The 23700-nt window shown below is 47.0% G+C and carries 25 protein-coding genes and 1 pseudogene; 19 read left to right on the top strand and 7 right to left on the bottom strand.

Translation table 11 applies throughout. The annotated features are described in order from the left end of the window. Window positions 1-4: 4 nt before the first annotated feature. The 5 genes from NFR98_RS10295 (at window position 5) to floT (ending at window position 4967) form a co-directional block, all read left to right on the top strand. The gene (locus NFR98_RS10295; RefSeq protein ID WP_014097222.1) at window positions 5-475 is read left to right on the top strand and encodes an S-ribosylhomocysteine lyase; all 471 of its coding nucleotides are present in this window, start codon (window positions 5-7) and stop codon (window positions 473-475) included. 18 nt (window positions 476-493) lie between these two features. After that, a complete protein-coding gene (locus NFR98_RS10290) occupies window positions 494-1408 on the top strand; it encodes a PLP-dependent cysteine synthase family protein (RefSeq protein WP_014097223.1) in 915 nt (304 codons plus the stop codon). A 16-nt stretch (window positions 1409-1424) separates the two neighbouring features. Then, on the top strand, window positions 1425-2555 hold the full coding sequence (locus NFR98_RS10285) for a bifunctional cystathionine gamma-lyase/homocysteine desulfhydrase (RefSeq protein ID WP_035183703.1): 1131 nt from the start codon (window positions 1425-1427) through the stop codon (window positions 2553-2555). Between the two features lie 330 nt (window positions 2556-2885). Beyond that, window positions 2886-3440: an NfeD family membrane protein gene (locus NFR98_RS10280; RefSeq protein WP_480038342.1), complete on the top strand. Its 555-nt coding sequence runs from the start codon at window positions 2886-2888 to the stop codon at window positions 3438-3440. A gap of 12 nt (window positions 3441-3452) precedes the next feature. Further along, the gene (floT, locus tag NFR98_RS10275) at window positions 3453-4967 is read left to right on the top strand and encodes a flotillin lipid rafts scaffold protein FloT (RefSeq protein WP_035183710.1); all 1515 of its coding nucleotides are present in this window, start codon (window positions 3453-3455) and stop codon (window positions 4965-4967) included. Between the two features lie 72 nt (window positions 4968-5039). On the opposite strand, the gene mreBH is transcribed toward floT, so the two are convergent. From mreBH to NFR98_RS10255, 4 genes are all read right to left on the bottom strand, one after another. Beyond that, window positions 5040-6050: a rod-share determining protein MreBH gene (gene mreBH / locus NFR98_RS10270; protein ID WP_026684487.1), complete on the bottom strand. Its 1011-nt coding sequence runs from the start codon at window positions 6048-6050 to the stop codon at window positions 5040-5042. A gap of 262 nt (window positions 6051-6312) precedes the next feature. Further along, window positions 6313-6828 (bottom strand): acyl-CoA thioesterase, encoded by a 516-nt coding sequence (locus tag NFR98_RS10265; RefSeq protein WP_017551466.1) that lies wholly within the window; start codon window positions 6826-6828, stop codon window positions 6313-6315. A 178-nt stretch (window positions 6829-7006) separates the two neighbouring features. Beyond that, the gene (locus tag NFR98_RS10260; protein WP_035183711.1) at window positions 7007-7774 is read right to left on the bottom strand and encodes a TraR/DksA C4-type zinc finger protein; all 768 of its coding nucleotides are present in this window, start codon (window positions 7772-7774) and stop codon (window positions 7007-7009) included. Window positions 7775-7960: 186 nt separating this feature from the next. Then, window positions 7961-9214: an MDR family MFS transporter gene (locus tag NFR98_RS10255; protein ID WP_179234651.1), complete on the bottom strand. Its 1254-nt coding sequence runs from the start codon at window positions 9212-9214 to the stop codon at window positions 7961-7963. 112 nt (window positions 9215-9326) lie between these two features. On the opposite strand from NFR98_RS10255, the gene NFR98_RS10250 reads away from it, so the two are divergent. Beyond that, complete coding sequence (locus NFR98_RS10250; RefSeq protein WP_026684483.1) at window positions 9327-9677, top strand: DUF488 domain-containing protein; 351 nt, start codon at window positions 9327-9329, stop codon at window positions 9675-9677. Window positions 9678-9711: 34 nt separating this feature from the next. Here the strand turns inward: NFR98_RS10250 and NFR98_RS10245 are convergent, their stop codons facing one another. Beyond that, a complete protein-coding gene (locus NFR98_RS10245) occupies window positions 9712-9870 on the bottom strand; it encodes a hypothetical protein (protein ID WP_185740937.1) in 159 nt (52 codons plus the stop codon). Between the two features lie 98 nt (window positions 9871-9968). Here NFR98_RS10245 and NFR98_RS10240 point away from each other — a divergent pair, with 98 nt between their 5' ends. From NFR98_RS10240 to map, 5 genes are all read left to right on the top strand, one after another. Next, entirely contained in the window at window positions 9969-10343 is a 375-nt protein-coding gene (locus NFR98_RS10240) for a DnaJ family domain-containing protein (RefSeq protein WP_179234649.1), read from the top strand. Window positions 10344-10597: 254 nt separating this feature from the next. Next, window positions 10598-11401, top strand: coding sequence for a flagellar motor stator protein MotA (gene motA / locus NFR98_RS10235; RefSeq protein WP_017551469.1), 804 nt, complete (start codon window positions 10598-10600; stop codon window positions 11399-11401). Continuing rightward, window positions 11394-12218 carry a flagellar motor protein MotB gene (motB, locus tag NFR98_RS10230; RefSeq protein ID WP_251460069.1) on the top strand — a complete coding sequence of 275 codons (825 nt, stop codon included), beginning with the start codon at window positions 11394-11396 and terminating at the stop codon, window positions 12216-12218. Before motA ends, motB begins: the two co-directional genes overlap by 8 nt. 133 nt (window positions 12219-12351) lie before the next feature. After that, complete coding sequence (locus NFR98_RS10225) at window positions 12352-12867, top strand: type 1 glutamine amidotransferase domain-containing protein (protein ID WP_014097235.1); 516 nt, start codon at window positions 12352-12354, stop codon at window positions 12865-12867. Between the two features lie 148 nt (window positions 12868-13015). Beyond that, window positions 13016-13768 carry a type I methionyl aminopeptidase gene (map, locus tag NFR98_RS10220; protein WP_251460067.1) on the top strand — a complete coding sequence of 251 codons (753 nt, stop codon included), beginning with the start codon at window positions 13016-13018 and terminating at the stop codon, window positions 13766-13768. A 169-nt stretch (window positions 13769-13937) separates the two neighbouring features. Here the strand turns inward: map and NFR98_RS10215 are convergent, their stop codons facing one another. Further along, window positions 13938-14162: a DUF1128 domain-containing protein gene (locus NFR98_RS10215; protein ID WP_251460065.1), complete on the bottom strand. Its 225-nt coding sequence runs from the start codon at window positions 14160-14162 to the stop codon at window positions 13938-13940. Window positions 14163-14286: 124 nt separating this feature from the next. On the opposite strand from NFR98_RS10215, the gene NFR98_RS10210 reads away from it, so the two are divergent. Further along, on the top strand, window positions 14287-15129 hold the full coding sequence (locus tag NFR98_RS10210) for a YihY/virulence factor BrkB family protein (RefSeq protein ID WP_017551473.1): 843 nt from the start codon (window positions 14287-14289) through the stop codon (window positions 15127-15129). A 315-nt stretch (window positions 15130-15444) separates the two neighbouring features. Here NFR98_RS10210 and NFR98_RS10205 read toward each other — a convergent pair whose 3' ends face one another. Then, a complete protein-coding gene (locus NFR98_RS10205; RefSeq protein WP_251460063.1) occupies window positions 15445-16629 on the bottom strand; it encodes an MFS transporter in 1185 nt (394 codons plus the stop codon). 113 nt (window positions 16630-16742) lie between these two features. Here NFR98_RS10205 and cax point away from each other — a divergent pair, with 113 nt between their 5' ends. From cax to NFR98_RS10170, 7 genes and pseudogenes are all read left to right on the top strand, one after another. After that, window positions 16743-17804: a calcium/proton exchanger gene (gene cax / locus NFR98_RS10200; protein WP_251460061.1), complete on the top strand. Its 1062-nt coding sequence runs from the start codon at window positions 16743-16745 to the stop codon at window positions 17802-17804. A 426-nt stretch (window positions 17805-18230) separates the two neighbouring features. Continuing rightward, window positions 18231-19025, top strand: a complete 795-nt coding sequence (locus NFR98_RS10195; RefSeq protein WP_251460059.1) for a YfkD famly protein — start codon at window positions 18231-18233, stop codon at window positions 19023-19025. Between the two features lie 142 nt (window positions 19026-19167). Beyond that, window positions 19168-19365, top strand: coding sequence for an SE1561 family protein (locus NFR98_RS10190; RefSeq protein WP_017554110.1), 198 nt, complete (start codon window positions 19168-19170; stop codon window positions 19363-19365). Window positions 19366-19507: 142 nt separating this feature from the next. Next, complete coding sequence (gene pdaA, locus NFR98_RS10185) at window positions 19508-20296, top strand: delta-lactam-biosynthetic de-N-acetylase (protein ID WP_061565714.1); 789 nt, start codon at window positions 19508-19510, stop codon at window positions 20294-20296. Window positions 20297-20915: 619 nt separating this feature from the next. Next, window positions 20916-21779 (top strand): DNA-3-methyladenine glycosylase family protein, encoded by an 864-nt coding sequence (locus NFR98_RS10180; protein WP_035188855.1) that lies wholly within the window; start codon window positions 20916-20918, stop codon window positions 21777-21779. A 13-nt stretch (window positions 21780-21792) separates the two neighbouring features. Then, window positions 21793-23172: a 23S rRNA (uracil(1939)-C(5))-methyltransferase RlmD gene (rlmD, locus tag NFR98_RS10175; RefSeq protein WP_035188853.1), complete on the top strand. Its 1380-nt coding sequence runs from the start codon at window positions 21793-21795 to the stop codon at window positions 23170-23172. 346 nt (window positions 23173-23518) lie between these two features. Then, window positions 23519-23700, top strand: a pseudogene (locus NFR98_RS10170) (UPF0236 family protein); the annotation flags it as partial.

Here is a 23700-nt window from a genome sequence, read left to right as displayed (position 1 = left end):
CATCATGACAGAGATGAAAAAAATGAACGTAGAAAGCTTTAATTTGGACCATACAAAAGTCAAAGCGCCATATGTTCGCCTTGCAGGAGTAAAAGAAGGGATTCACGGCGATGTGATCCGCAAATACGATATCCGTTTCTGCCAGCCGAACAAGGAACATATGGATATGCCGGGGCTCCACTCGCTCGAGCATATGATGGCGGAATTCGCCCGCAATTACACGGATAAAATTGTCGACATCAGCCCAATGGGTTGCCAGACCGGTTTTTATTTTTCCGTTATCAATTTGGATGATGATGGCGAGGTGCTTGACATCATTGAAAAAACGTTAAACGATGTATTGCATGCCACAGAAGTACCGGCCTGCAATGAAACACAGTGCGGCTGGGCGGCAAGCCATTCTTTGGAAGGCGCAAAGGAAATTGCCCGGAAAATGCTGGCAAAACGCGATGAGTGGACGCAAGTATTTGCCTGATAACAGGAGACGAGTGAAATGAAGGTTGCGAAAAGCGTACACGAACTGATTGGCAACACGCCATTGGTTGAATTAACCGCATTTGATTTGCCAAAAGGCGTCCGGCTGTTTGCAAAGCTGGAATACTTTAACCCAGGCGGCAGCATAAAAGACCGACTCGGCGCTTATCTAGTAGAGCGCGCGTTTCGGGAAGGTAAGCTGAAGCGCGGTGGGACGATCATAGAACCGACGGCCGGCAACACGGGCATCGGGCTTGCGCTTGCTGCGATTCGTTACGGCGTGCATGCTGTTTTTGTTGTGCCGGAAAAATTCAGCGTGGAGAAACAGACGCTGATGCGGGCGCTCGGGGCTGAAGTCGTGAACACGCCGACCGAACTTGGTATGGAAGGCGCAATTGCGAAAGCAAAAAAACTAGTCGCTGAAACACCAAATGCGTATTTCCCGGGACAGTTTGAAAATCCGTCCAACCCGGAAACGTATTATAAGACGCTTGGGCCTGAAATTTGGGAAGCACTTGATGGCCATATCGATGTTTTTGTCGCAGGTGCCGGTTCCGGGGGCACGTTTATGGGGACTGCCCGCTATTTAAAAGAGAAAAATCCGGGCTTGAAGGCAGCCATCGTGGAACCAGAAGGCTCGATTTTAAACGGGGGCGAGCCGCGCAGCCACCGTACGGAAGGGATCGGCATGGAATTTTTACCGCCATTTATGGACCGTACATTTTTTGATGCCATCCATACGATTCCCGACGATACAGCTTTTAAACGGCTTGCGGAAGCAGCCCGGCTTGAAGGCCTTTTGATCGGCAGTTCCTCAGGTGCTGCTTTGGAGGCGAGCCTGCGCGAAGCAAAGCAGGCAAAACCGGGCACGCATATTGTCACCATTTTTCCGGACAGCAGCGAACGGTATCTCAGCCGCAGCATTTATTCTTGATGAGAAGGAGTTTGTCATGCGTAAAAAAACAAAATTCATTCATGCCGGCATTAGCCGTGATCCATATACAGGCGCAGTTTCGGTGCCCGTCCATCATGCGAGCACATTCAAGCAGGATGGCGTCGGCCATTTTAAATACGAATACGCACGCACCGGCAATCCGACGCGTGAAGCTTTGGAAAAACTGATTGCGGATATTGAAGAAGGTACACACGGTTTTGCATTCGCATCCGGAATGGCCGCGATTACAGCGGTGATCCAGCTGTTTTCGGCCGGCGACCATATTTTGGCAACCGATGATGTATACGGCGGTACTTTTCGCGTTTTAACAAAAGTGATGAACCGTTTCCATATCGACGTCACTTTTGTGGACACGAGCGATCTGGATGCGGTCCGTGCCTCGATCCGCCCGAATACAAAAGCCATCTACGTGGAAACGCCGACGAACCCGCTATTAAAAATAACAGACTTGCGGGCCATTGCCGGTGTAGCCCGTGAAAACGGATTGACATTTATCGTGGACAACACATTCAGCACCCCGTATTGGCAAAATCCACTCACTTTAGGTGCGGATATCGTCGTGCACAGCGCGACGAAGTATCTCGGCGGGCACAGTGATGTGGTCGCAGGCCTTGTTGTCGTACGAAACGAAGCGCTTGCAGAAGACTTGCATTTTATCCAAAACTCAACCGGCGGCATTCTCGGGCCGCAGGACAGCTGGCTGTTGATCCGCGGTATTAAAACACTCGGCATACGCATGGAAGAAATTGAATCCAACACAAAGCAAATTGTTGATTTTCTTTCTGCACATCCTGCCGTTGAAAAGGTATATTACCCGGGGCTTATCCATCATCCCGGGCATAAAGTGCACAGTTCCCAGGCCGGCGGATTCGGCGGCATGGCCTCTTTTACAGTGTCATCCCAGGAAAAAGCCCTTGAAATATTGAAAAAAACGCGTTACTTTACGTTGGCGGAAAGCCTCGGTGCGGTGGAAAGCCTGATCTCGCTCCCGCCGCTTATGACGCATGCATCCATTCCGCGTGAACGCCGTCTCGAACTTGGCATCGAAGACGGGCTTATCCGCATCTCAGTCGGCATTGAAGACGTCGAAGATTTGTTGGAAGATCTGGAAAATGCGCTAAGGTAAAAAGTTAGCCTGCTCTCATGGGGAAGCAGGCTTTTTGTAACGTTATCAAATGGAAAATGTTGGTGCTTTGTTTCCTACCGCCTGGTCTTGACGAAATGAATGAAAAAATTTTTACCACGTTTTTGCCTGCTGTAAAACATAATCATCTTGCGAATTGGTGCGCGGCTTGGTATAAAACTTAATGCCGCCAGCCCGCAACGACAAATCCACAGTTTAAAAAAATTTCCTTTTTCACGAAACTTAAACCATTTTTAAACGTAATGATTAGTAAGCAATCATGACCGGCGTCATCTGAAAGAAAATCCCAATCAAGGAAGGGGTGTGATGTTTATGGAAGTGTTCGGCGTGCCGATAGAGACGGCGTATTTGGCTGTACTGATCATTGCGGGATGCCTGACGGTGCTTTACCTGTTGTTCAATGACTTGCTTGGAGGAATGGCAGACGCCATCAATTTTATCCATCCAGCCCTGATTTTGGCATTTTTTACTTTTTTCTCAGCAGGCGGGTATATTTTGGAAAAAGTGACACCGCTTTCCCACCTGCTGATCATAGCCATTTCTGCCGTGATCGCGGTGATTCTTGATATTCTGCTCAATGTGTTTGTACTTGTTCCGCTGTCTTCGGCTGAAGAATCGCTTGTTTACACGGAAGATTCGCTGAAAGGGAGGGTTGGGAAAACGATTCTTTCGATTCCGAAAGCCGGTTTTGGTGAAGTGGTGATTGACAGCAAAACAGGAACCATCTCCAAGCCGGCAGCCAGCATACAGGACGAGGAAATTAAAGAAGGGACGCAGGTATTGGTGATTGAAGTGAAAAATGGCGTTTTATATGTCGTGCCCTACGAAAATTATCGATTGAAAATTGAAAATTTTAGACAATTATAAGGAGGGATCCGCATGTTTGCGAGCGGAATTTGGATTGTCATCGGTGTTGTTGTATTTTTGGTGCTTGCCCTTATCGGCGTCTTTATTTCAAAATACCGAACTGCAGGGCCGGATGAAGCGTTAATCGTGACAGGGAGTTTTCTTGGCGGTAAAAATGTCCATGTCGACGAAGCTGGAAATAAAATTAAAATCATTCGTGGCGGCGGTACATTTGTGTTCCCGGTATTCCAGCAGGCAAAACCGCTCAGCTTATTATCGAGCAAGCTGGAAGTGACCACCCCGGAAGTCTACACCGAACAAGGTGTCCCGGTGATGGCAGATGGAATTGCCATTATTAAAATCGGCGGGTCGATCGGTGAAATTGCCACAGCTGCCGAACAATTTCTCGGGAAATCAAAAGAAGACCGCGAAAATGAAGCGCGGGAAGTTTTGGAAGGCCATTTGCGCTCAATTCTCGGTTCGATGACGGTTGAAGAAATTTATAAAAACCGTGATAAGTTTTCACAGGAAGTCCAGCGTGTTGCCTCACAGGATTTGGCAAAAATGGGGCTTATCATCGTGTCGTTCACGATTAAAGAAGTGAAGGATAAAAACGGCTACCTTGATGCGCTTGGCAAACCGCGGATTGCCCAGGTCAAGCGCGATGCGGATATTGCCACGGCAGAAGCCGAAAAAGAAACGAGAATCCGGAAAGCGGAAGCATTAAAAGAAGCAAAACGCGCAGAACTGGAGCGGGCAACTGAAATTGCGGAAGCGGAGAAGTTCAACCAGTTGAAAATTGCCGAGTTCCGCCGCGAACAGGACATCGCAAGGGCAAAAGCCGACCAGGCGTACGATTTGGAAACGGCCCGGTCGAAACAGGATGTCACCGCACAGGAAATGGAAATCAAAATCATCGAGCGGCAAAAACAAATCGAGCTCGAAGAAAAAGAAATTTTGCGGCGCGAACGGCAATACGACTCCGAAGTCAAGAAAAAAGCGGATGCAGATCGTTATTCGGTTGAGCAGGCCGCCGTTGCAGAAAAAACGAAACAAATGGCGGAAGCCGACGCCCACAAATACCGGGTGGAAGCGATGGCGAAGGCAGAAGGGGAACGCGTCCGCATTGATGGTACGGCTAAAGCCGATGCCCAGCGCGCCCAAGGGGAGTCGGAAGCCGAAGTCATCCGCCTCAAAGGGCTGGCCGAAGCGGAAACAAAACGAAAAATTGCGGAAGCATACGAACAATTCGGCCAGGCGGCTGTGCTCGATATGATTTTGAAAGTGTTGCCTGAGTATGCGAAACAAGTAGCAGGCCCGCTTTCCAATATTGACCAAATCACCGTTGTCGATACCGGAAGCGGTGCAAACGGCGGTGCGAATAAAATCACCGGCTATGCAACCGATTTGATGTCGACATTACAGGAAACTTTGAAAGCATCAAGCGGCATTGATGTCCGGGAAATGCTGGAAGGCCTTTCCGGGATTAAGCCGCAACAAACAGCGGAACCAGAACCGGAAGCCTTGGAACAAAGCACAAAAGGGTGAAAAAAACGGCGTGTTTTTGCCAAATCAAAAGGCAAAAGCACGCCGTTTCTTTTAAAAATTAAATGTGTCCGGTTATTTTCCTGCCCCTGCAGTCATTTTATGGATGAACTGGAGGGAGCGGCCCGCGCCGACTACCACAGATTGCAGCGGGTTTGGCGCGAGATGGACAGGCACGGAAATTTCATTGCTCAGCCACTCCTGCATGCCTTGAAGGAGGGCGCCTCCCCCTGTTAAAACAATCCCGCGGTCCACAATATCGCCGCTTAACTCTGCCGGGCAGTCTTCCAGCGTGGCACGGACCGTTTCCAAAATTTGGAGCAGGGAATCACGGAGCGAAGCCTGAATTTCCAATGAACTTAATGTAATGGTTCGCGGCAGTCCTGCCACGAGATCGCGCCCGCGAATATCCATCGTTTGTTCCGGATGGTCGACAAGGGCATGCCCGATCTCCATTTTAATTTTTTCCGCTGTACGTTCGCCGATCAGCAGATTATACGTTTTTCTGACATGCTGCATAATATCATCGTCCATTTTATCGCCGCCGATGCGGATCGTGTTATACGTCACGACGCCGCCGAAGGAAATAATGGCGACTTCCGTAGTGCCGCCGCCGATATCGACAATCACATTGGCGATCGGCTCGTCTACGGGAAGATCGGCACCAATGGCGGCAGCAACCGGTTCTTCAATCAAATGGACGGTTTTTGCTCCGCTGTTTTTGACGACATCTTCAATGGCCCGCCGTTCAACCGATGTTGCGCCTGACGGGACACATACTACGACGTTCGGTTTGCGGATCGAGATGCCGCTTTGCTGATTGATTTTTTTCATAATTTGCTTTAGCATTTCTGTTGTCATATCGAAATCAGCGATCACCCCGCCTTTTAAAGGGCGGATGACAGTAATTTTTTCAGGTGTTTTTCCGATCATCGCTTTGGCTTCCTGCCCGAAAGCGAGCACCTGCCTTGTCGAATGATCAATCGCCACAACGGACGGCTCGTCTAAAATAACGCCTTCTTTTTTCGAATATACTAAAACATTTGCAGTTCCTAGATCGATCCCAATTTCATTCCCTGAAAACATGCATGTCACCTAACCTTTATCATCTTTTTGCACGGATTAACTGTAGTCTCTCCCATTTAGTATAGCTTTTTTTCTTCGTTCTGAAAGGTTACATTTTCTTCCATTCTCTTATGTTACAAAAATATGATCGCGGCAAGTCCATAAAATATGCGAAAAACAGCTATAGCCGGCACCCCAAATTTAATCTTTTTGTAATTTTGTTCACAATGGAGGATAGGAAAAAATTCCTTTTGTTTCAAAAGGAATTTTTTCTACAGAAGCATTACAGCGGCATTTTGGACAAATAGCGCGCCAATTCTTCACTTTGTTGTTTCCGCAGCACCCGCTGTTCGGCACGCTGGATGGCTGTTTGGTTTAACCATCGTTCCTCGTCGGTTTCCGGGATAATTTCCGGCACCGGTGTAGGTTTTCCATCCTCATCCAGTGCGACAAAGGTCAAAAAAGAAATGGCGGCAATTTTTGTCTCTTCTGTTTTCAAATCTTCCGCGGTGACCTTTACAAATATTTCCATTGATGTCCGCCCTGTCCGGCTGACCATGGCTTCTACCGTAACGACGTTTCCGACGCGGATCGGTGCGATAAAATCAACAGAGTCAGTCGAAGCCGTGACAACGGTGCATCTTGCCAATTTGGCCGCGGCGATCGATGCAGTATCATCAATATACGCCATCAGTTTTCCTCCGAACAGTGTGCCAAGATGGTTTGTGTCCGGGGGAAAAACATAACTGGTTCTTACTGTACGGGTTTCCCGCATGTATCTTTTCGGTCTGTCTTCCAAAAGTCTCACTCCATTATGTCGGCGCTGTCAAACGCGATCTAAATTTCCTTTTACCATATAGAAATTATAGCAAAATCAGTTGGCATATACGAACAAAAATGTATAGAAAAAAGGCTTTCATCCGGAATTTTTTCAAAAGAAAAATCAGGTCCGGCACTTCAACCTGATTTTTGCTTGCTTATTTCTTTTTTTTCTCGTCTTCCACATAAGGATCTTTTTCGTTGCGGGGCAGATCCCCGAACGGCGTCATCGTATGGGTTTCATCCAATTCTTCTTCATATTCTTTGTATTCCTCATTTGGATAGATTTCCACGTTTTTTCCGTTGATGTCATTGCCGGAAAAGTTTTCAAAATCTTCCACATAGCCGTCATGGTCATCTGATTCCGTATACATATCATTGTAACTGTCTGGTGGGGTTTCAAAATCGGAAGGGGACTCGGATGTGCCCCATTTTGCGACAGCCTGCCAGGAGTCTTCCGCGTCAAAAGCGACCGATTCATCTTTTCCATTATCAAAAACGAATTTTCCCCACGGCGGATTCAGCACGTTTTCTTCAACCGGGCGGTGCTTTGGAATGGTCCGATCCGGGGTGTGCTCTTTGCAGTACAGCGTGGAAGGAAGCGTTTCAAGCCGCTCAAGCGGGATCTCTTTGCCGCATTCTTTGCATCTTCCGTAAGTGCCGTCCTCAATGGCTTTGAGGGCCGCTTTGATTTTTTCCACTTCATATTCAGCGTGGTCATTTAAAGCAATATCTTTTTCCCGCTCGAACAGTTCGGTACCGGTATCGGCGGGATGATTATCGTAACTGGACAGTTCCCCAACGGAATCGTAAGGGTGTGCCGTTTCCGTTTGGAAATGGTCATTTTTCCCGAATTCCGCTTCAAATTCTTTCAACTGCGCGGTTAAAATGGAACGGAAATGCGCCAGTTGTTCTTTAGTCAGCATACTCACCACTTCTTTCTTTAAAAAAGATGGATTCAATCGTGTTAGAGTCTATTTACCACCGGGAAAAAGTCCGCAAACTTTTCTAAAACTAGTATGGTTCAAAATGCCGCTGTTCATGAAAAAAAGTCTGCCCGTTTAAACAGACAGACTTTTTTAGCATATTGTGCATGGATCGTGCTCGTTTTTTCAAGCAGACAGGCGTTTCTTTTCATATTGGCGAAACATCAGCACATACATCCCCGCGCTCATGACCGCAAGCACGGCCAGAATGGAAAACGTTCCTTTATAGCCGATCCAGCCGGCAAGCGGGATGGAAACAGGGGCAATTGTACGCCCGATTGTATTGCGCAAGCTGGCAGCGGCAAAATATTGCGCGCGCATCTCAGGAGGGGAAAGCTTCGAAACAAAGTCCTGCTGAATCCCCGTCACAATCAGTTCGCCAAGCGAGAACAACAGAATCGAGAAAATAAAGCCGATGCTTGAAATCCAGACACCAAACAAATAAATCGAAATGGCATACAGGAGGGAGGAAAGGACAAACACATTCCGTTCCCGGTACCTCGTCACCCATTTCGTCGCCGCTACTGAAAAAAGCGCGACAATCAGCCCGTTTTCGGATAAAATAAAACCGTACAGCTGCTCGCCGGTAAAGTGGAGCAGATGAAGCAAATCTGCTTCAGGAATGGCCTGCTTTGTAAATACCGGCAAAATTAAATCAAGCTGCATATACGTTTGGGAAATCAGGATTCCGGCCAAAATAAACAACATAAATATTTTATCTTTGACAATCACCTGGTAGCTCTTTGCCTGTTCCATCAGCGTACTGTACCATTTTTTACGGACGCGTTGCTGCCCGCCTGCCCAAACCGGTGCTGTTTCCCGCGTATATTTGACGAGCAGGACGCCAAGCAGAAAACAGGAAAGGGCGGCAAAAACAAGCAGTTCAAAACGGTAATCCGCAAAAAATATCCCGCCGATTGCCGGGCCGATGACGACGGAGATATTCATGGATGTATAAAAAACGGCAAACACATGGCTGCGGTTTTTCTCATCCACAACATCGGCAATCATTGCCTGGCTTGCCGGATAATAAAAAGAACCGAAAACGCCGGCAGCCGTAAAGCAAATAAAAGCTGTCACGGCGGAATGAAACCATGGCGAGTTGGCAAATCCGAAAATGAAAAAAGACACGCCCTGCCCGATTGAAGCCACCACCATCATTTTCTTTCTGCCGAAGCGGTCGGCGTAGTATCCTCCGAGTAAATTGGCAATGACGGAAAAAACTTGTGAGACAATCAACAGGACACCCGCAAGCCCGGCCCCGAACGCCTCGGTGAAATAAATGGTCAGAAAGGGGAAAAACATCCAAAAGGTGATATTCATCAAGGATTCCCCAAGCAGACGGACTTTTAAATTTTGATCCCAATCACGTATTCTCATAAATATTTCCTCATCTGTCCAGAATTGGTATCAATCCTATGATACCAGAAAAAGCGGGGAAAACAATGAAGAAAGTTAAGGACCGGGCAAGGATTGAAAGGGGGCTTGCCAAATGTACCGGATAAAACGAATTTATGAAGAACCTGGCGAGGATGGCAGACGCGTGCTGGTCGACCGGCTCTGGCCGCGCGGCATATCAAAAGAAAAAGCGGCACTCGATGCCTGGATGAAGACAGTTGCACCAACGAGTTCCCTCAGGAAAAAATTCAATCATAATCCTGCGCTTTTTGCTGAATTTGCTGCGCTTTATAAGGAAGAGCTGGACCGGCTGGAAGACAGAACGGAACTGGACCGGCTGATCGAATGGGGAAAGGCTGGAACGGTGACATTGCTCTACGCGGCAAAAGACGAAAAGCACAACCAGGCGGTGGTGTTAAAAGAATACCTCGAAGGACGGGCATAATCGAAAGGCGCCGCATACGTTGCGGCGCCTGTTATTATGGGTTGTGCATACGGTTTTTAAACGCTTCGTGCGGAATGATTTGCTCTTCGTCATAGTTGCTGTCTTTGTGCTGCTTTTCATCGGTCATCTGGTCTTTCGGAAAACGACCCGGATGACCTTTTCTTTTATGGTCGAACATTTCTCCGCGTCCCATCATCGTTCCCCCTTCCTGCCTATAGCGTCCCTTAAACATAAGGAAATATGTACCCGAATACGGTATAATAGTAAAAAAAGCGAAAGGGGTGCCGACCTGTGGATTTCACCAGAATGACGGAAGATAAAATCCGGAAAGCGTATGAAGAAGGGCAATTTGAAAATCTGCCGGGGTACGGAAAGCCACTTCCGAAAGACCCGCTTTCCGGCGTGCCGGAAGATTTGCGGATGGCTTACCGGATTTTACAGAATGCCGGTTTTTCCCCGGAAGAAGCCAATTTAAAGAAAGAACTGCTTTCCATTGAAGATTTAATCAAACAATCTGAAAATGAAATGGAAAAAGAAGGATTACAAAAGAAACTGAGCGAGAAACTGCTGGCGTATAACCAAATGATCTCCAAAAAACGGATCAAAACAAACAGCGCCATTTTTAAAAATTATCAGGATAAAATTGAAAAAAAGCTGTTTGATTAAGGGACGCCGCGAACACGACCGGAAGTGAAGCGGTTCCGTTTCAGGCAGCCCGTTAGAAAATGGGCGGCGTCCTGGATATGGTACAGGGTGCTGTTGAATTGTAATCGCTTACTAAAGACTAGGGAACTGAAATCAGCTGTCCCATTTACAAGGGCGTTTAAAAACCGCATCATTTTTTCCGCTTTTTTTACTATAAATTGCCGCCATCCATCCGATATAATGAAAGAAGACATTATGATATTCAGGTGAAAAAAATGGATAAATCATCAATTATCGGCGTAATTCTGGGTGTTGTGGCAATTGGTACCGGCATGGTGTTAAAAGGGGTAAGCCCGGCTGTCCTCGTCAACCCGGCTGCCCTTTTGATTATACTGGCGGGAACGGCTGCGACCGTCATTATCGGTTTCCCAATGAGTGAATTGAAAAAAGTTCCGAAACTGTTGAAGATTATTTTTACGGAACAAAAACTGATGAGCACGGAAGAAATGATCCGCTTTTTTTCCGACTGGGCCCAGACTGCTCGGAGAGAAGGGCTGCTGGCGCTTGAAGCAAGGCTGGATGAAGTCGATGACGCTTTTTTGAAAAACGGCCTGAGCCTTGCGATTGACGGGCAGAGCGCCGAATATATCCGCGATGTGCTGAGCGAAGAAATTGAAGCAATGGAAGAAAGGCATCAGATGGGGGCTGCCATTTTTTCACAGGCAGGCACGTATGCCCCGACACTCGGGGTGCTCGGTGCTGTATTGGGGCTGATCGCTGCCCTCGGAAATATGTCGGATACAGAAGTGCTCGGGCATGCCATTTCAGCCGCATTCGTGGCCACACTGCTCGGAATTTTTACCGGCTACGTATTGTGGCATCCGTTTGCCAATAAATTAAAACGGAAGTCCAAAAACGAAGCAAAAAACAAGGAAATGATGCTGGAAGGGATTCTCTCCATTCTGGCAGGCGAATCCCCGCGCGTGATCGAACAGAAACTGGCGTCTTATTTGCCAAATGAAGAACGGATACAACTGATGGAAGAGATTACAGAAGGCAGCGTGGCAACAAATGAGTAAAAAGCGGAAGAAAAAACAAGAAGAAGAGGAAAACAGCGAGGCATGGCTCCTGCCTTATTCCGACTTTTTGACATTGCTTCTTGCCCTGTATATCGTTCTGTTTGCAATGAGTTCTATCGATGCCCAGAAGTTTCAAAGATTTTCTAAAGTCTTAAACGGGGTGTTTGTTGGCGGGACGAGCTTTTTCGATTATACAAAGCAGACATCCGGGGATGATAACGGCACATCCGACACAGAAAAATTTATCGAGCAAAAGAAAAATGATGCACAAAAAAACGGGGACAGCACAACGAATGGTTCAAAAAGCAACAGCACAACAAATGCATCAAATGGGCAAGGGGACGCCCAATTAAAAGAAACCCAGCAAAAAATCAACACGTACATAGCGCACAATAAATTGGAAGGAAAGTTTGAAACGTCTTTGACAGGCGAAGGGCTTTTGATTACGATCCGAGACAATGTCCTGTTTGATTCGGGAAAAGCGGAGGTCCGGAAAGAAGATATCAAAACAGCCAAAGCCCTTTCCAATTTGCTCGTAATGGATCCGCCAAGAAGCATTATCGTGAGCGGCCATACGGATAATGTGCCGATCCACAACTCCGTCTTTCAATCAAACTGGGACTTAAGCGTGATGCGCGCAACCAATTTTTTAAAGATCATTTTAGAAAACAAAAATTTAAATCCGAAATATTTTTCGGCAAAAGGATATGGGGAATACCATCCGATTGCATCGAATGATACGCCGGATGGCCGGGCAAAAAACCGGCGGGTGGAAGTACTCATTCTCCCGAAAAATGAGGAAGGAAGCGACTGGTAAAACCACGCAAAAAGAGCGCCCGGATCCGTATTTCCAATCGCCCCATCGTTCCGTGAAGCAAACTGTTTGTTTAAAACCGCACAAACGAGGTAAAATATAAACGTCCCAAAGATTAGAAAAGGAGATGGTTCGATTGGCTAAAAAGATCGCTGTACTTGTCACCAATGAAGTGGAAGATTCAGAGTACACCGAACCGGTGAAAGCATATAAGGAAGCCGGCCATGAAATTGTCAATATTGAAATGGAAGCCGGAAAAACGGTAAAAGGGAAACACGGCACCGAAATCCATATTGACAAAGGCATCGATGATGTCAGCGTGGGTGATTTTGATGCCCTTCTGATTCCGGGTGGCTTTTCTCCGGACCAACTCCGCGCCGACGATCGCTTTGTCCAATTTGTAAAACAGTTTATGGATTCGAAAAAACCGGTGTTTGCAATCTGCCACGGCCCGCAGCTTTTGATTACAGCAAAAGCATTGGAAGGCCGGTCTGCTACAGGTTACAAATCGATCCGTGTTGACATGGAATATGCCGGTGCGAACTTCCGCGACGAAGAAGTTGTCGTATGCCAAAACCAACTTGTCACAAGCCGTACGCCGGATGACATCCCTGCATTTAACAGGGAATCGCTGAAACTCCTGAACGGATGAGCTTGTATGTAAAAACTGCTGCCTCTTTCCGGGCAGCAGTTTTTTTACTTTGCGCACAATGCAAATTAGGGATATGATAAATGGAGCGGGGAAACAGAAAATGAACTTTTACATAGAATAATGTTGCCATAACGAAAGGAAGTAGAAGATGATTACACTGAAATCGCAAAGAGAAATTGACATGATGAAAAAAGCAGGCAAACTGCTTGCTGATACGCATAAAAAAATTGCAAAAATGATCAAGCCGGGGATCACAACATGGGAAATTGAGGAATTTGTTGACCGTTATTTAAGGGAGCACGGGGCAACCCCTGAACAAAAGGGGTACCAAGGCTATCAGTATGCGACATGTGCAAGCATCAATGATGAAATTTGCCACGGGTTTCCGCGGAAAACGCCGTTAAAGGAAGGAGATATCGTCACGATTGATATGGTCGTCAACCTGAACGGCGCGCTGGCTGATTCCGCCTGGAGTTATCCGGTCGGAAAAGTAAGTGAGCAGACGCAAAAACTGCTTGATGTTACAAAAGAAGCGCTTTATAAAGGAATTGAACAGGCCAAACCGGGCAACCGGATCGGTGACATCGGCCACGCCATTCAGACGTATGTGGAAGCACAGGGGTTCTCGGTTGTCCGCAATTTTATCGGCCATGGCATCGGCCCGACGATCCACGAAAAACCGGAAGTGCCGCACTACGGGCTGCCGCATAAAGGACCGCGCATCAAAGAAGGGATGGTCATCACGATCGAGCCGATGGTGAATATCGGCAGCTATGAAACGAAGATGGATGACAACGGCTGGACAGCCCGGACGAGGGACGGATCCCTTTCCGCACAGTATGAACATACCATTGCGATTACAAAAGACGGCATTGTGATCATTACCGATCAGGAAGATTAATGCTGCACTGAAACACGGATCCGGGTTTCTATTCCGGAAACTTAAAAAAGCTGGGAGGCAATAAAGCTCCCAGCTTTTTTACATTCTGAAACCTTCAAAGGCTTTCCATGCTTCGATCCCAAAATCAGGAAGGCAATAAAGGCTCCCCATTTTCTGAAATCGGCCGGAATCAATCTTTTTTCAGGCTGCCGAGCACTTCCACAATAGCTTGCATTTCATTCGGGCTGAATGTATTTTTTTTCATCACCATTTCGTACAAGTCAAACAAATCGTCATAATGGTCAATGCTAAACTGGGACGACTGCAGTGCCGCCGTATTGACCATTTTTAATTTCGCTGTAATTGCCTGCACCATATAAGCCATATTTTGCGCTGATTTTTCTGAGAGATCCAACATTTTCACCCTTTTCGTGTTTTTCTTGTTTTATTATACCGCATGACTACCGATCCCGAAACGTTTCATACGGACCGGAGAGGGAAATATAGTGGTAAACCGGACGGACAGAGGGTGATGAAAATTGGATAAAATTGCACTCCAGGCAGAAAAAAAACGTTCAACCATTGCGGCTTTGTTAGAGAACTCAAAACGGAACGATATTACCGGGATGGCTGCACAGTTATCCTACTTTTTTCTTTTATCTCTATTTCCGCTATTGATCTTTTTGTTTACCTTGCTTCCTTATTTGCCCATTAAAACGGATGATGTGTTAAATATGGTCAGGTATTTTGCGCCAAGCCAGTCGTTCAAGCTGATCGAAACCACCTTGAAAGAAGTGCTGATCAATCGGCACGGCGGCCTGCTTTCTTTCGGGATGATCGCGACTTTGTGGTCCGCTTCAAACGGAATGAACGCGGTCATTAAAGCATTAAACAGGGCTTATAAAGTAGAGGAATCACGCCCGCCTGTCATGCAACGGCTCATGTCGGTGATGCTGACACTTGGGATGATCATCGTGTTTATAGCCGTTATTTTAATTCCTGTGTTCGGCCAGCAGCTCATCCATTATGTGTTTTCTTACTTCGGGCTGCCGAATGATTTGAAAAATTTGATCAATATTTTAAGATGGGCGCTTACGCCGGTACTGCTGTTTATCGTGTTTTCCTTGTTATACTTTTTTGCGCCGAATGAAAAATTTGGCTGCCTGACGGTTGTCCCCGGAGCCATTTTTGCAACAGTCGGCTGGATTGTGGCGTCACTCGCCTTATCGTTTTATGTCAGCCATTTTGGAAATTATAATGCCACATACGGCAGCCTCGGCGGGATGATCATCATGATGCTTTGGTTTTATATTAGCGGCATCATCCTCATTTTTGGCGGTGAACTGAATGCCGTTTTAAATGATAAACACAAAAATTGCTAATTTGGATCATTGCTTTTATGCGCATATTAAAAAAGCGGCAAGTTACCATGACATCTTAGTAAAAAGACGAAGCATTCTAAGTGAAGAAAGGCGTTCCAATTTCCGTCTGTTTTAACAGAGAAGCGTTCTAAGTTAAAACAGACGGACAAATTTCTTCGTTAGAGAAAGGCAGTCAAAATGCCGCGCGATCTAAACACAGAGATCCCCGGGTTAAGATCGCGGCCGGTTTTTCAGGTAGATCTTATCGCAGCCGTTCTCAGCAAAGGAGGTTGCTGAGAACGGCGGACAAAAGGCAAAGCCGGAAGCGGGCAGCTGTCAGGAGTGCCGGGGAACAGCAGCGGCCGTTTTTTTGAAACGGAAAATCAGAACGGACAAAACAAGCAATAGCATACAAATCAGCAGGAAAAATACGGGCCCTTTTGTATATTTAATGATCACGCCACAAAGATAAGGGCCGGCCATGCTGCCAAAGCTGTACAGAATGCCGCACATGATGTTGCCGGCGGGAAGGAGCGGCCGCGGCAGCAGATCGGACAGGTAACTGATCCCGAGAGAAAACGTCGAGCCGACGGCCATACCGGCAACGAAAAAGCAAGCAAACAGCGCGATGACGTTTGATTTGCTAAAAGCAGCCCCCGCAAAACAGGCGCAGCCGATCAAAAGGACCGCAATCAACACTTTTCGCCTTCCGAGCCGGTCGCTTAACATGCCGAGCGGAAGCTGAAAAACGATGCTTCCGATCGAGAAGGCAGGGATAATCATGGAAACAGCATCGACATTTATTCCGTTTCTTAATGCATAAACCGGGAAACTGCTGTTTAAAGACGATTCCATGAATCCGTAACCGAGCGGCGGGAGCAATGCAACCCACGCCAGTTTCCAGACCTTACCAAAGCGCTGAAATGTGGCCAGAAAAGAAACATTTTCCAAATCTGCTTCCGGGTGCTCATTTTTTAAAAGAAAAACGGCCAGCCAGAAACAAAGGCTGATGATGGAGCAGGCAATAAAGGGAAGGCGCTCATCCACATTTACAAGCCTTGTCATATACGGCCCGACGGCAAATCCAAGGCTGAAAAAAAGCCCGTATAACGCAATGTTCCGCCCGAGCTGCCCTTTCCGGGAGAAAGACGTGATCCATGTCTGCGCCGAAAAATTCAGCATATGGTCTCCAATGCCGATGAAAAGGCGCAAAACAAACCAAAACCATAACGATTTCCAGGCCGGAAATAAAAGCAGTGAGGCAAATACGGTCAGCCCGCCTGTTAAAATAAGCGGCTTATATCCGAATTTCCGCAGCGGCGCTTCCATGAGCGGGGATGCAAATAAAACGCCGATATACAGGCCGGTTGCATTCAGCCCGTTCAATGATGCATCAATTCCATCTTTTTCAAAAATAATGGAAATCAGCGGCAAAAGCATGCCCTGTGTAAATCCGGAAACAGAAGTCATCAATACCAAAATCCAAAAACGCATATTTTCATAACGATTCATTGCTCTCACCCGGCTTGTTCTCGTTGTGCATTCGTTCTCTATAGCATAATCAGATCAGAAAAATTTGGCAAGCCAACCGTTCTTTTGTAAAATTTTATAGAAAGCAGATAAGGAGGATGGCCATGAATAAAATGTTTGCCATTATGGTGATGATCGGGGTTCCCGTCTCGGTTGCAGGAGCACTTTTGCACTGGCCGAACGTTTTGATGTTTGCCGTTTACTGCCTGACCATCATTGCGCTGGCCAGTTTTATGGGCCGGGCAACCGAAAGTCTCGCGATTATAGCGGGTCCGCGGATCGGCGGCTTGTTAAATGCCACATTCGGAAATGCGGTGGAATTGATTATTTCATTGTTTTCCCTTGCGGCCGGGCTGCACCAGGTCGTGCTTGCTTCTTTGACAGGCTCTGTGCTCGGGAACTTGCTGCTTGTTGCTGGCATGTCGTTTTTGTTCGGGGGGATCAAATACAAACGCCAAAAGTTCAACGTGTATGATGCGCGGCATAATTCAGGGCTTTTGATTTTCGCGATTTTTGTCGCATTTGTGATTCCTGAAATTTTTTCCATGAATATGTCAGAAGGGAAGACGGTCAGCCTCAGCATTGGCATTTCCATTATTTTAATCCTGCTTTACTTGTTTGCCCTGTTTTTTAAACTGGTGACACACCGCGGGATCTATCAGGACAGGGAAGCACGGGCCCAGCAGAAAGAAGAACATGAAGCGCCGGAATGGTCAAAGGGGAAATCGATCTTTGTGCTTGCCCTTGCGACGCTTGCAGTGGCCTATATTTCGGAAAATCTCGTACATACTTTTGAGTCCGTTGCAAAAAGTTTCGGATGGAGCGAAATGTTTATCGGGATTATCATCGTTGCCATTGTCGGGAATGCCGCTGAACATGCTTCGGCCATTTTAATGGCGGTAAAAAATAAAATGGATATTGCGGTTGAAATTGCATTCGGCTCCACGCTCCAGGTGTCCATGTTTGTCGTCCCCGTCCTGGTGCTCGCATCTTTGTTTTTTGAAAAAGCCATGCCGCTTGTCTTTTCCATACCGGAGCTGGTCTCGATGATCGCTGCGGTCATGCTTACGATCATTTTGGCAAATGACGGGGAAACAAACTGGTTTGAAGGTGCCACCATGCTGGCAGCCTACATTATCATGGGGATCGGTTTTTACTTGCTGTAATTCCGGAATCGGTATCCATCATAGCCGGAAAAAATGCGTGCGATCCATTAACGGGATATAGGAAAATCGGTTTGCAGTAACGCCGGAAGCTTATGTCCATTATAAATGGAAGCAATATGTGCGATACTTTGACAAATACTGGTGAAGCTCATGCATCGGGATAAAAGGAACACGGGTTATCTGCAATAACGCCGGAAACTTGCGGCCCGTTATAAACGGGAGTCCAGCGGTGAACCGGAGTTTTTTCAGTAACGCCGGAAGATATCGGCCGTGTGAAGCGCAAAATACGCTGGCACATCGCGGCGGAGTGCCGTGATGCATGTGGCATAAAGGAGCCGGGTTTTATTTGCATGGAACGGATATTTTAATCCGGGCAGGAAAAAATAACGGTACGTTCGTAACCTCTTGTGAAAGGAGACAACATCAATGAAATGGATGCGGACGATCCTGATTTTCCTGCTTGCCGTACTTTTTGCTGTGCCGGCAGGGGAAGCAAAGCCGGCAGATAAACAGGTGCAAATTCCACAGTCGGTCCTAAACATTACAAAAGAAAATACGTATCCGAACTCGTCGCAGGATCTGCCTTACTTGCAGCCGAGCAAGTTTACCGAAACTTTGCTGAAAACATCTAATGTCAGAATTGAAAACCCGAATCTCGTGCGGATGTTGAATGAAACAAGCGTGAACCGTTCGTTTTTATCGCTCGGCTTGCGCGCGAAAATTTATCTGGGCGAATGGCCGCTGAATTATGAATCCAGCGAAACGTCGCCAAACTGGCAATACCAAAAAATCAATACGAACTACTTTGATAACCGCGGCGGCGATGCCAATTATAAAATGCACTATGTCCAGGAAGCGCAAAAGATCGTGCACGGCGGCCTGACTGCCAGGATTCCGCAAGCGGACGATGTAAAGAAAATGATGCTGTTAAAAGCAATGGAAAACTCGAAGCTGCCGCTTTCCTTTGACACGATTATCGGAGCCGGCACGAAAAAAGGCCATGAATACAATGTCCCGGCAAAACGGCTCGGCTATTTGTATGCTTATGCACCGGCCGTGAACGAAAAAGGAAAAGTGACATACGGCGAAGTGTACCTTGTCCTTAAAGGGACGAAACGGGAAATTTTGGTGAAAAACGTCACTTCCCACGGCATTGGCGCCTGGATTCCGATTCAGGACTATGTTTCGTTCGGCTTTTCCGTGAGCGAACAGCCGAAATAAGGAAGTTTATTGGGCAGGTTCGCCGGCTTCTGAGGAGGCCTGTCTCACGCTAATAAAGAAAAAGCTGTCTGAACGGCAGCTTTTTTCTGTGCCGAAAATGGGGTATACTATAATAAGAAAGAAGTACGTGAGGAGGATTTTTTTGGGGAAAGCGGTATATGACAAGGACCAGCAACTTACTTATTTAATGGAACGGCTGAATATCTTTTTGGAGGTTCTGGATTCGATTGATCCGGAAGCGGCAGGCCTTGAAGATATTGACCGGCTTATTCAAATGATCGATGAAATCGAAATGAAAATGGACCAATTCAAAAAGCGCAAACCGGCCCCTTCTTTGTAAAGGCCGGTTTTTTATCTGGCATCGGGGGACGACTGCTGTTTTGGAACGATATTGCCCTGTTTTCCTGCACGAACAGATACTGCCAGCATTTCCGGCTGCAGAAATGAGAAAGATAAGGAAAACAACAAAAAGGAGTTTGGTTATGAGAAAAGTTTTTGCAACACTTTTTGCAGTCTTCCTGTTTTTTTCAATATGCCCGCAGCGAGATGCTTTTGCCCTTTCCAACGCCCCAATCAACTGGGGATTTAACAAAGGCAAAAACGGGCAGCAGGCGGATGCCGGCGCCGCTTATAACGCCCTTTTGCAAAAATACGGCGGCATTTACAAGGGCAATCCGAATGACAAGTATGTGTATTTGACGTTTGACAATGGATACGAGAATGGGTATACCCCGAAAATACTCGATGTTCTGAAGAAAGAAAAAGTCCCTGCCATCTTTTTCGTCACTGGCCACTATTTAAAATCACATCCGGATCTTGTGAAACGGATGGTGAAAGAAGGCCATATCATTGGCAACCACTCATGGAGCCATCCGGACATGACACAGATTTCCGATGCACAAGTACGTGAAGAGTTGGAAAAAGTGAAAGCAGAAACCGCCCGCCTTACCGGCCAGAAAGAAATGAAATATTTGCGCCCGGCCCGCGGCATCCTGAGCGAACGGACGCTGAAACTGGGCAATGAAGAAGGCTACACCCATGTCCTTTGGTCACTGGCTTACCTCGACTGGGATGTGAACCGCCAGCGCGGCACACAATTTGCCTATGACAGCATCATGTCACAAATCCACCCTGGGGCCATTATTTTGCTCCATACTGTGTCAAAAGACAATGCCAACGCATTGGAACGCGTGATCAAAGACTTGAAAAAACAAGGCTACAAATTCAAAAGCATGGATGAGTTTATGAAAACCGAAAAATTGAAAAAGTAATCAAAGAGGGCTGCCTGAAAAGTGGGCAGCTCTGTTTTTCTTGCCGGAACAGGCTGGTTTCTTGCCAGAAGGAAAAGGGCTTGCCGGGTTGGGTTGAACGAATTGGAAACAATTGTGCCGGCTGATCTTCATTCTTCTGCTGGCCGCGTTCACTGCAGCATGGGCGTCTATTCTGAAATATGCGCCGGTTGATTTTTATTTTTCCGCTGGTGCTGCTTTCACAGCGGCATGGGCGTCTAATTAGACAAATGCTCGCGCGGGTCTGTTGCAATTGTCTAATTGGCAGCTTTATTAGACAAATAGCCGGGCGGATCACCTGCATTTGTCCAATTGGAAACGCTAATTAAACAAATGAGCACGCAACCCTCCTGCAATTGTCTAATTGGTAGAGCCCTAACTGGACAAGTGCTCGAGCAGCCCTTCCGCTTTTGTCTAATTAAAAAGGCTAATTAGACAAATAGCCGTGCAGCTCACCTGCGTTTGTCCAAATAAAAATTCTGATTAGACAAGTAACAGGCCGGGTCTCTTTATCTTGCGTTGTTTTTCATGCGCGTTGAATCGGCAATGAAAAGGGCGAGCGCTTGTGCTATAATACTTAAAAACGAATTGAGAGGACGCCATGTGGGAGAAAATCGTTAAAATCAATGGCCCGTACAATTTTGATCGTGCGCTCGAAAGATTAAGCCTCGACCCGTTGCATGCGGTGGATCCGCTTAGACGGACAGTGAAAATCCCGATATACGGCAAACATCCGGAAACAGCGGCTATCACTGCAACCGGCACGACGGAGGCACCTGCATTTCTCATCAAAGGCGAAAATCCGGATACCGCTGAAATCGTTGAGAAGCGGATTTTTCACCTTTTTCAGTGGGAGAAAGACCTCGCAGGCATCACAAACCATTTTACCGGCACCGCCCTTGAACCGCTTTTTAAAGAACACCGCGGTACACCGTTTGTGCTCGACTTTTCGCCATATGCCTGCCTGGTCAAATGCATCATCCACCAGCAGCTCAATATGAAATTTGCCCATACGCTGACAGAGCGTTTCGTGTACCATTTTGGTTTTCAAAAAGACGGTGTCTGGTTTTATCCGTTTCCTGAAAAAACGGCTGCATTGCAAGTCGCAGATTTACGCGCCCTGCAGTTTAGCGAGCGGAAAGCAGAGTATGTAATCGGGCTTTCCAAATTGGTGGCATCAGGCGAACTGGATCTGGCGGCACTTGAGAAGGAACCGGATGAGGAAATTTTAAAAACGCTCGTGAAAATCCGCGGCATCGGCCCGTGGACCGTGCAAAATTTTCTCATGTTCGGGCTCGGCCGCCTGAATCATTTTCCAAAAGCTGACATCGGCATACAGAAGGCATTGAAAAAACTTTTCCAGCTTGAGAAAAAACCTACTTATGAAGAAATGGACGCTTACGCAAAAGACTGGGAGCCTTATTTGAGTTATGCCTCCTTGTACTTATGGCGCAGCATCGAATAGAAGGACGGATTTTATGCAAAAAGAAGCCATCATTAAACCAAAACAGCAATTTCCCTTGACGATCAAACGGCTCGGCATCAACGGGGAAGGGGTCGGCTATTTTAAGCGGACGGTCGTTTTCGTGCCAGGTGCACTGCCGGGCGAAGAGGTGGTCGTTGAAGCAAAACGGATACACCCGAAATACGTGGAGGGCATTGCCAAAAAGGTGCGAAAACGCTCGCCCCACCGGGTAAAACCCCCGTGCCCGGTTTACGAGCAGTGCGGCGGCTGCCAGCTCCAGCACCTTGCGTACAAGCAGCAGCTTATCGAAAAACGCGACATTGTCATCCAGGCGCTTGAACGCCATACAAAGTTAAAAGTAGACGAACTCGATATCCGCCCGACGATTGGCATGGATAACCCGTGGATTTACCGGAACAAAAGCCAGTTCCAGCTCGGCGAAGACCATGGGAAAATTATTTCCGGCCTCTACAGCCTCGATTCCCACCGGCTGATCAACGTGCCGGAATGCATTGTCCAGCATCCGCTGACAAACAAAGTGACACAAGTGGTGACACAAATTTTAAATGATTTTCATGTCCCGGTGTATAATGAAAAAACCGGGAAAGGCATCGTGCGGACAATTGTCACAAGGGTAGGCACCCAGACCGGCCAAGCCCAGGTTGTGCTGATTACGGCCAGGCGGGAGCTGCCGCGCAAAGATGTCATCCTTTCTGAGATCAAAAAGCGCCTGCCGGAAGTCGTATCGGTTGCGCAAAATGTGAACGCCAAAAAAACGTCGGTTATTTTCGGCGACGAAACGATTCATTTATCCGGAAAAGAAATCATTGAAGAACGGCTCGAAGAATTCACATACGAACTCTCCGCCCGCGCCTTTTTCCAGCTGAACCCGATCCAGACGGTGAAGCTTTACAATGAAGTGAAAAACGCCGCTGCGTTGACCGGCAAGGAGAAAATTGCGGATGCTTACTGCGGTGTCGGCACCATTGGCTTGTGGCTCGCGGACGGCGCATCTGAAATCCGTGGCATGGATGTGATTCCGGAAGCGATTGAAGATGCCAGAAAAAACGCCGCCGCCCACAACATCCCGAACGCCCATTACTTTGCCGGCAAAGCAGAAACCCTCCTGCCGAAATGGCTGGACCAAGGCTGGCGCCCGGACGTTGTCATCGTCGACCCGCCGCGTTCGGGCTGTGACGAAGCCCTCTTACGGACAATTTTGAAGGTAAAGCCGAAAAAATTTGTCTACGTGTCGTGCAACCCTTCCACTTTGGCGAAGGACTTGCACATATTGAGCAAGGCTTATGACGTAGCGTACATGCAGCCTGTGGATATGTTCCCGCAAACGGCGCACGTTGAGTGTGTTGTCTTGATGTCAAGGGTGGAGAAATAAGGTCTATTCAAAGTACTTATAAATAAAGGATTTCCAAGGTTGGAGGGTTTTCTGTCTGATTTCTGGCAGTACCTTTGAACCTTGGAAATCCTTAATTTTTTTTATTGAGGAAACAAGTCGACATTAAAAAAGTGCTTAGGGTTGAGTTGACAGATTAGATGAATTTGTAGGGTTGTGGAGATAGGATAGATATTAATATTGGAAGCTATAAATATTAAACATCAATTAGAATTAATTTTGTATGTGTAAAATTTTACTCGCAGGGGCAGATGAGTGGAAAAAATAGGAAGACACTCTATCATCTAAATGTACACCATGAAATGAACATCTAGAGAGAGGTCTTCCCATGGATATTATATCAATAATTGCTGGATTATTAAAGGATACAAAGAGTCTTATTGAATTTGAAGAACAGGTTAAAATTCTGATGCAAAAAGTTTTTACACAATGGGTTGGGGACGTATTTGAGAAGTTAGATCAAACGATTAGACTGAAGAAACAGGCGGAAGGCTGGCAGTACTGCCGGAG

The sequence above is a fragment of the Weizmannia agrestimuris genome (assembly GCF_943193165.1).
Classification (GTDB): domain Bacteria; phylum Bacillota; class Bacilli; order Bacillales; family Bacillaceae_C; genus Weizmannia; species Weizmannia faecalis.
The sequence above is the reverse complement of the archived record's forward strand: the minus strand, read 5'-3'. Positions and strand labels throughout refer to the sequence as shown.

Excerpts from the sequence above, each read along its gene's own strand:
- NFR98_RS10295 (WP_014097222.1), top strand. The coding sequence starts at position 5 with ATGACAGAGATGAAAAAAATGAACGTAGAAAGCTTTAATTTGGACCAT.
- NFR98_RS10290 (WP_014097223.1), top strand. The coding sequence starts at position 494 with ATGAAGGTTGCGAAAAGCGTACACGAACTGATTGGCAACACGCCATTG.
- NFR98_RS10285 (WP_035183703.1), top strand. The coding sequence starts at position 1,425 with ATGCGTAAAAAAACAAAATTCATTCATGCCGGCATTAGCCGTGATCCA.
- NFR98_RS10280 (WP_480038342.1), top strand. The coding sequence starts at position 2,886 with ATGGAAGTGTTCGGCGTGCCGATAGAGACGGCGTATTTGGCTGTACTG.
- floT (WP_035183710.1), top strand. The coding sequence starts at position 3,453 with ATGTTTGCGAGCGGAATTTGGATTGTCATCGGTGTTGTTGTATTTTTG.
- mreBH (WP_026684487.1), bottom strand. The coding sequence starts at position 6,050 with ATGTTTTCAGGGAATGAAATTGGGATCGATCTAGGAACTGCAAATGTT.
- NFR98_RS10260 (WP_035183711.1), bottom strand. The coding sequence starts at position 7,774 with ATGCTGACTAAAGAACAACTGGCGCATTTCCGTTCCATTTTAACCGCG.
- NFR98_RS10255 (WP_179234651.1), bottom strand. The coding sequence starts at position 9,214 with ATGAGAATACGTGATTGGGATCAAAATTTAAAAGTCCGTCTGCTTGGG.
- NFR98_RS10250 (WP_026684483.1), top strand. The coding sequence starts at position 9,327 with ATGTACCGGATAAAACGAATTTATGAAGAACCTGGCGAGGATGGCAGA.
- NFR98_RS10245 (WP_185740937.1), bottom strand. The coding sequence starts at position 9,870 with ATGGGACGCGGAGAAATGTTCGACCATAAAAGAAAAGGTCATCCGGGT.
- motA (WP_017551469.1), top strand. The coding sequence starts at position 10,598 with ATGGATAAATCATCAATTATCGGCGTAATTCTGGGTGTTGTGGCAATT.
- motB (WP_251460069.1), top strand. The coding sequence starts at position 11,394 with ATGAGTAAAAAGCGGAAGAAAAAACAAGAAGAAGAGGAAAACAGCGAG.
- map (WP_251460067.1), top strand. The coding sequence starts at position 13,016 with ATGATTACACTGAAATCGCAAAGAGAAATTGACATGATGAAAAAAGCA.
- cax (WP_251460061.1), top strand. The coding sequence starts at position 16,743 with ATGAATAAAATGTTTGCCATTATGGTGATGATCGGGGTTCCCGTCTCG.
- NFR98_RS10195 (WP_251460059.1), top strand. The coding sequence starts at position 18,231 with ATGAAATGGATGCGGACGATCCTGATTTTCCTGCTTGCCGTACTTTTT.
- pdaA (WP_061565714.1), top strand. The coding sequence starts at position 19,508 with ATGAGAAAAGTTTTTGCAACACTTTTTGCAGTCTTCCTGTTTTTTTCA.
- NFR98_RS10180 (WP_035188855.1), top strand. The coding sequence starts at position 20,916 with ATGTGGGAGAAAATCGTTAAAATCAATGGCCCGTACAATTTTGATCGT.
- rlmD (WP_035188853.1), top strand. The coding sequence starts at position 21,793 with ATGCAAAAAGAAGCCATCATTAAACCAAAACAGCAATTTCCCTTGACG.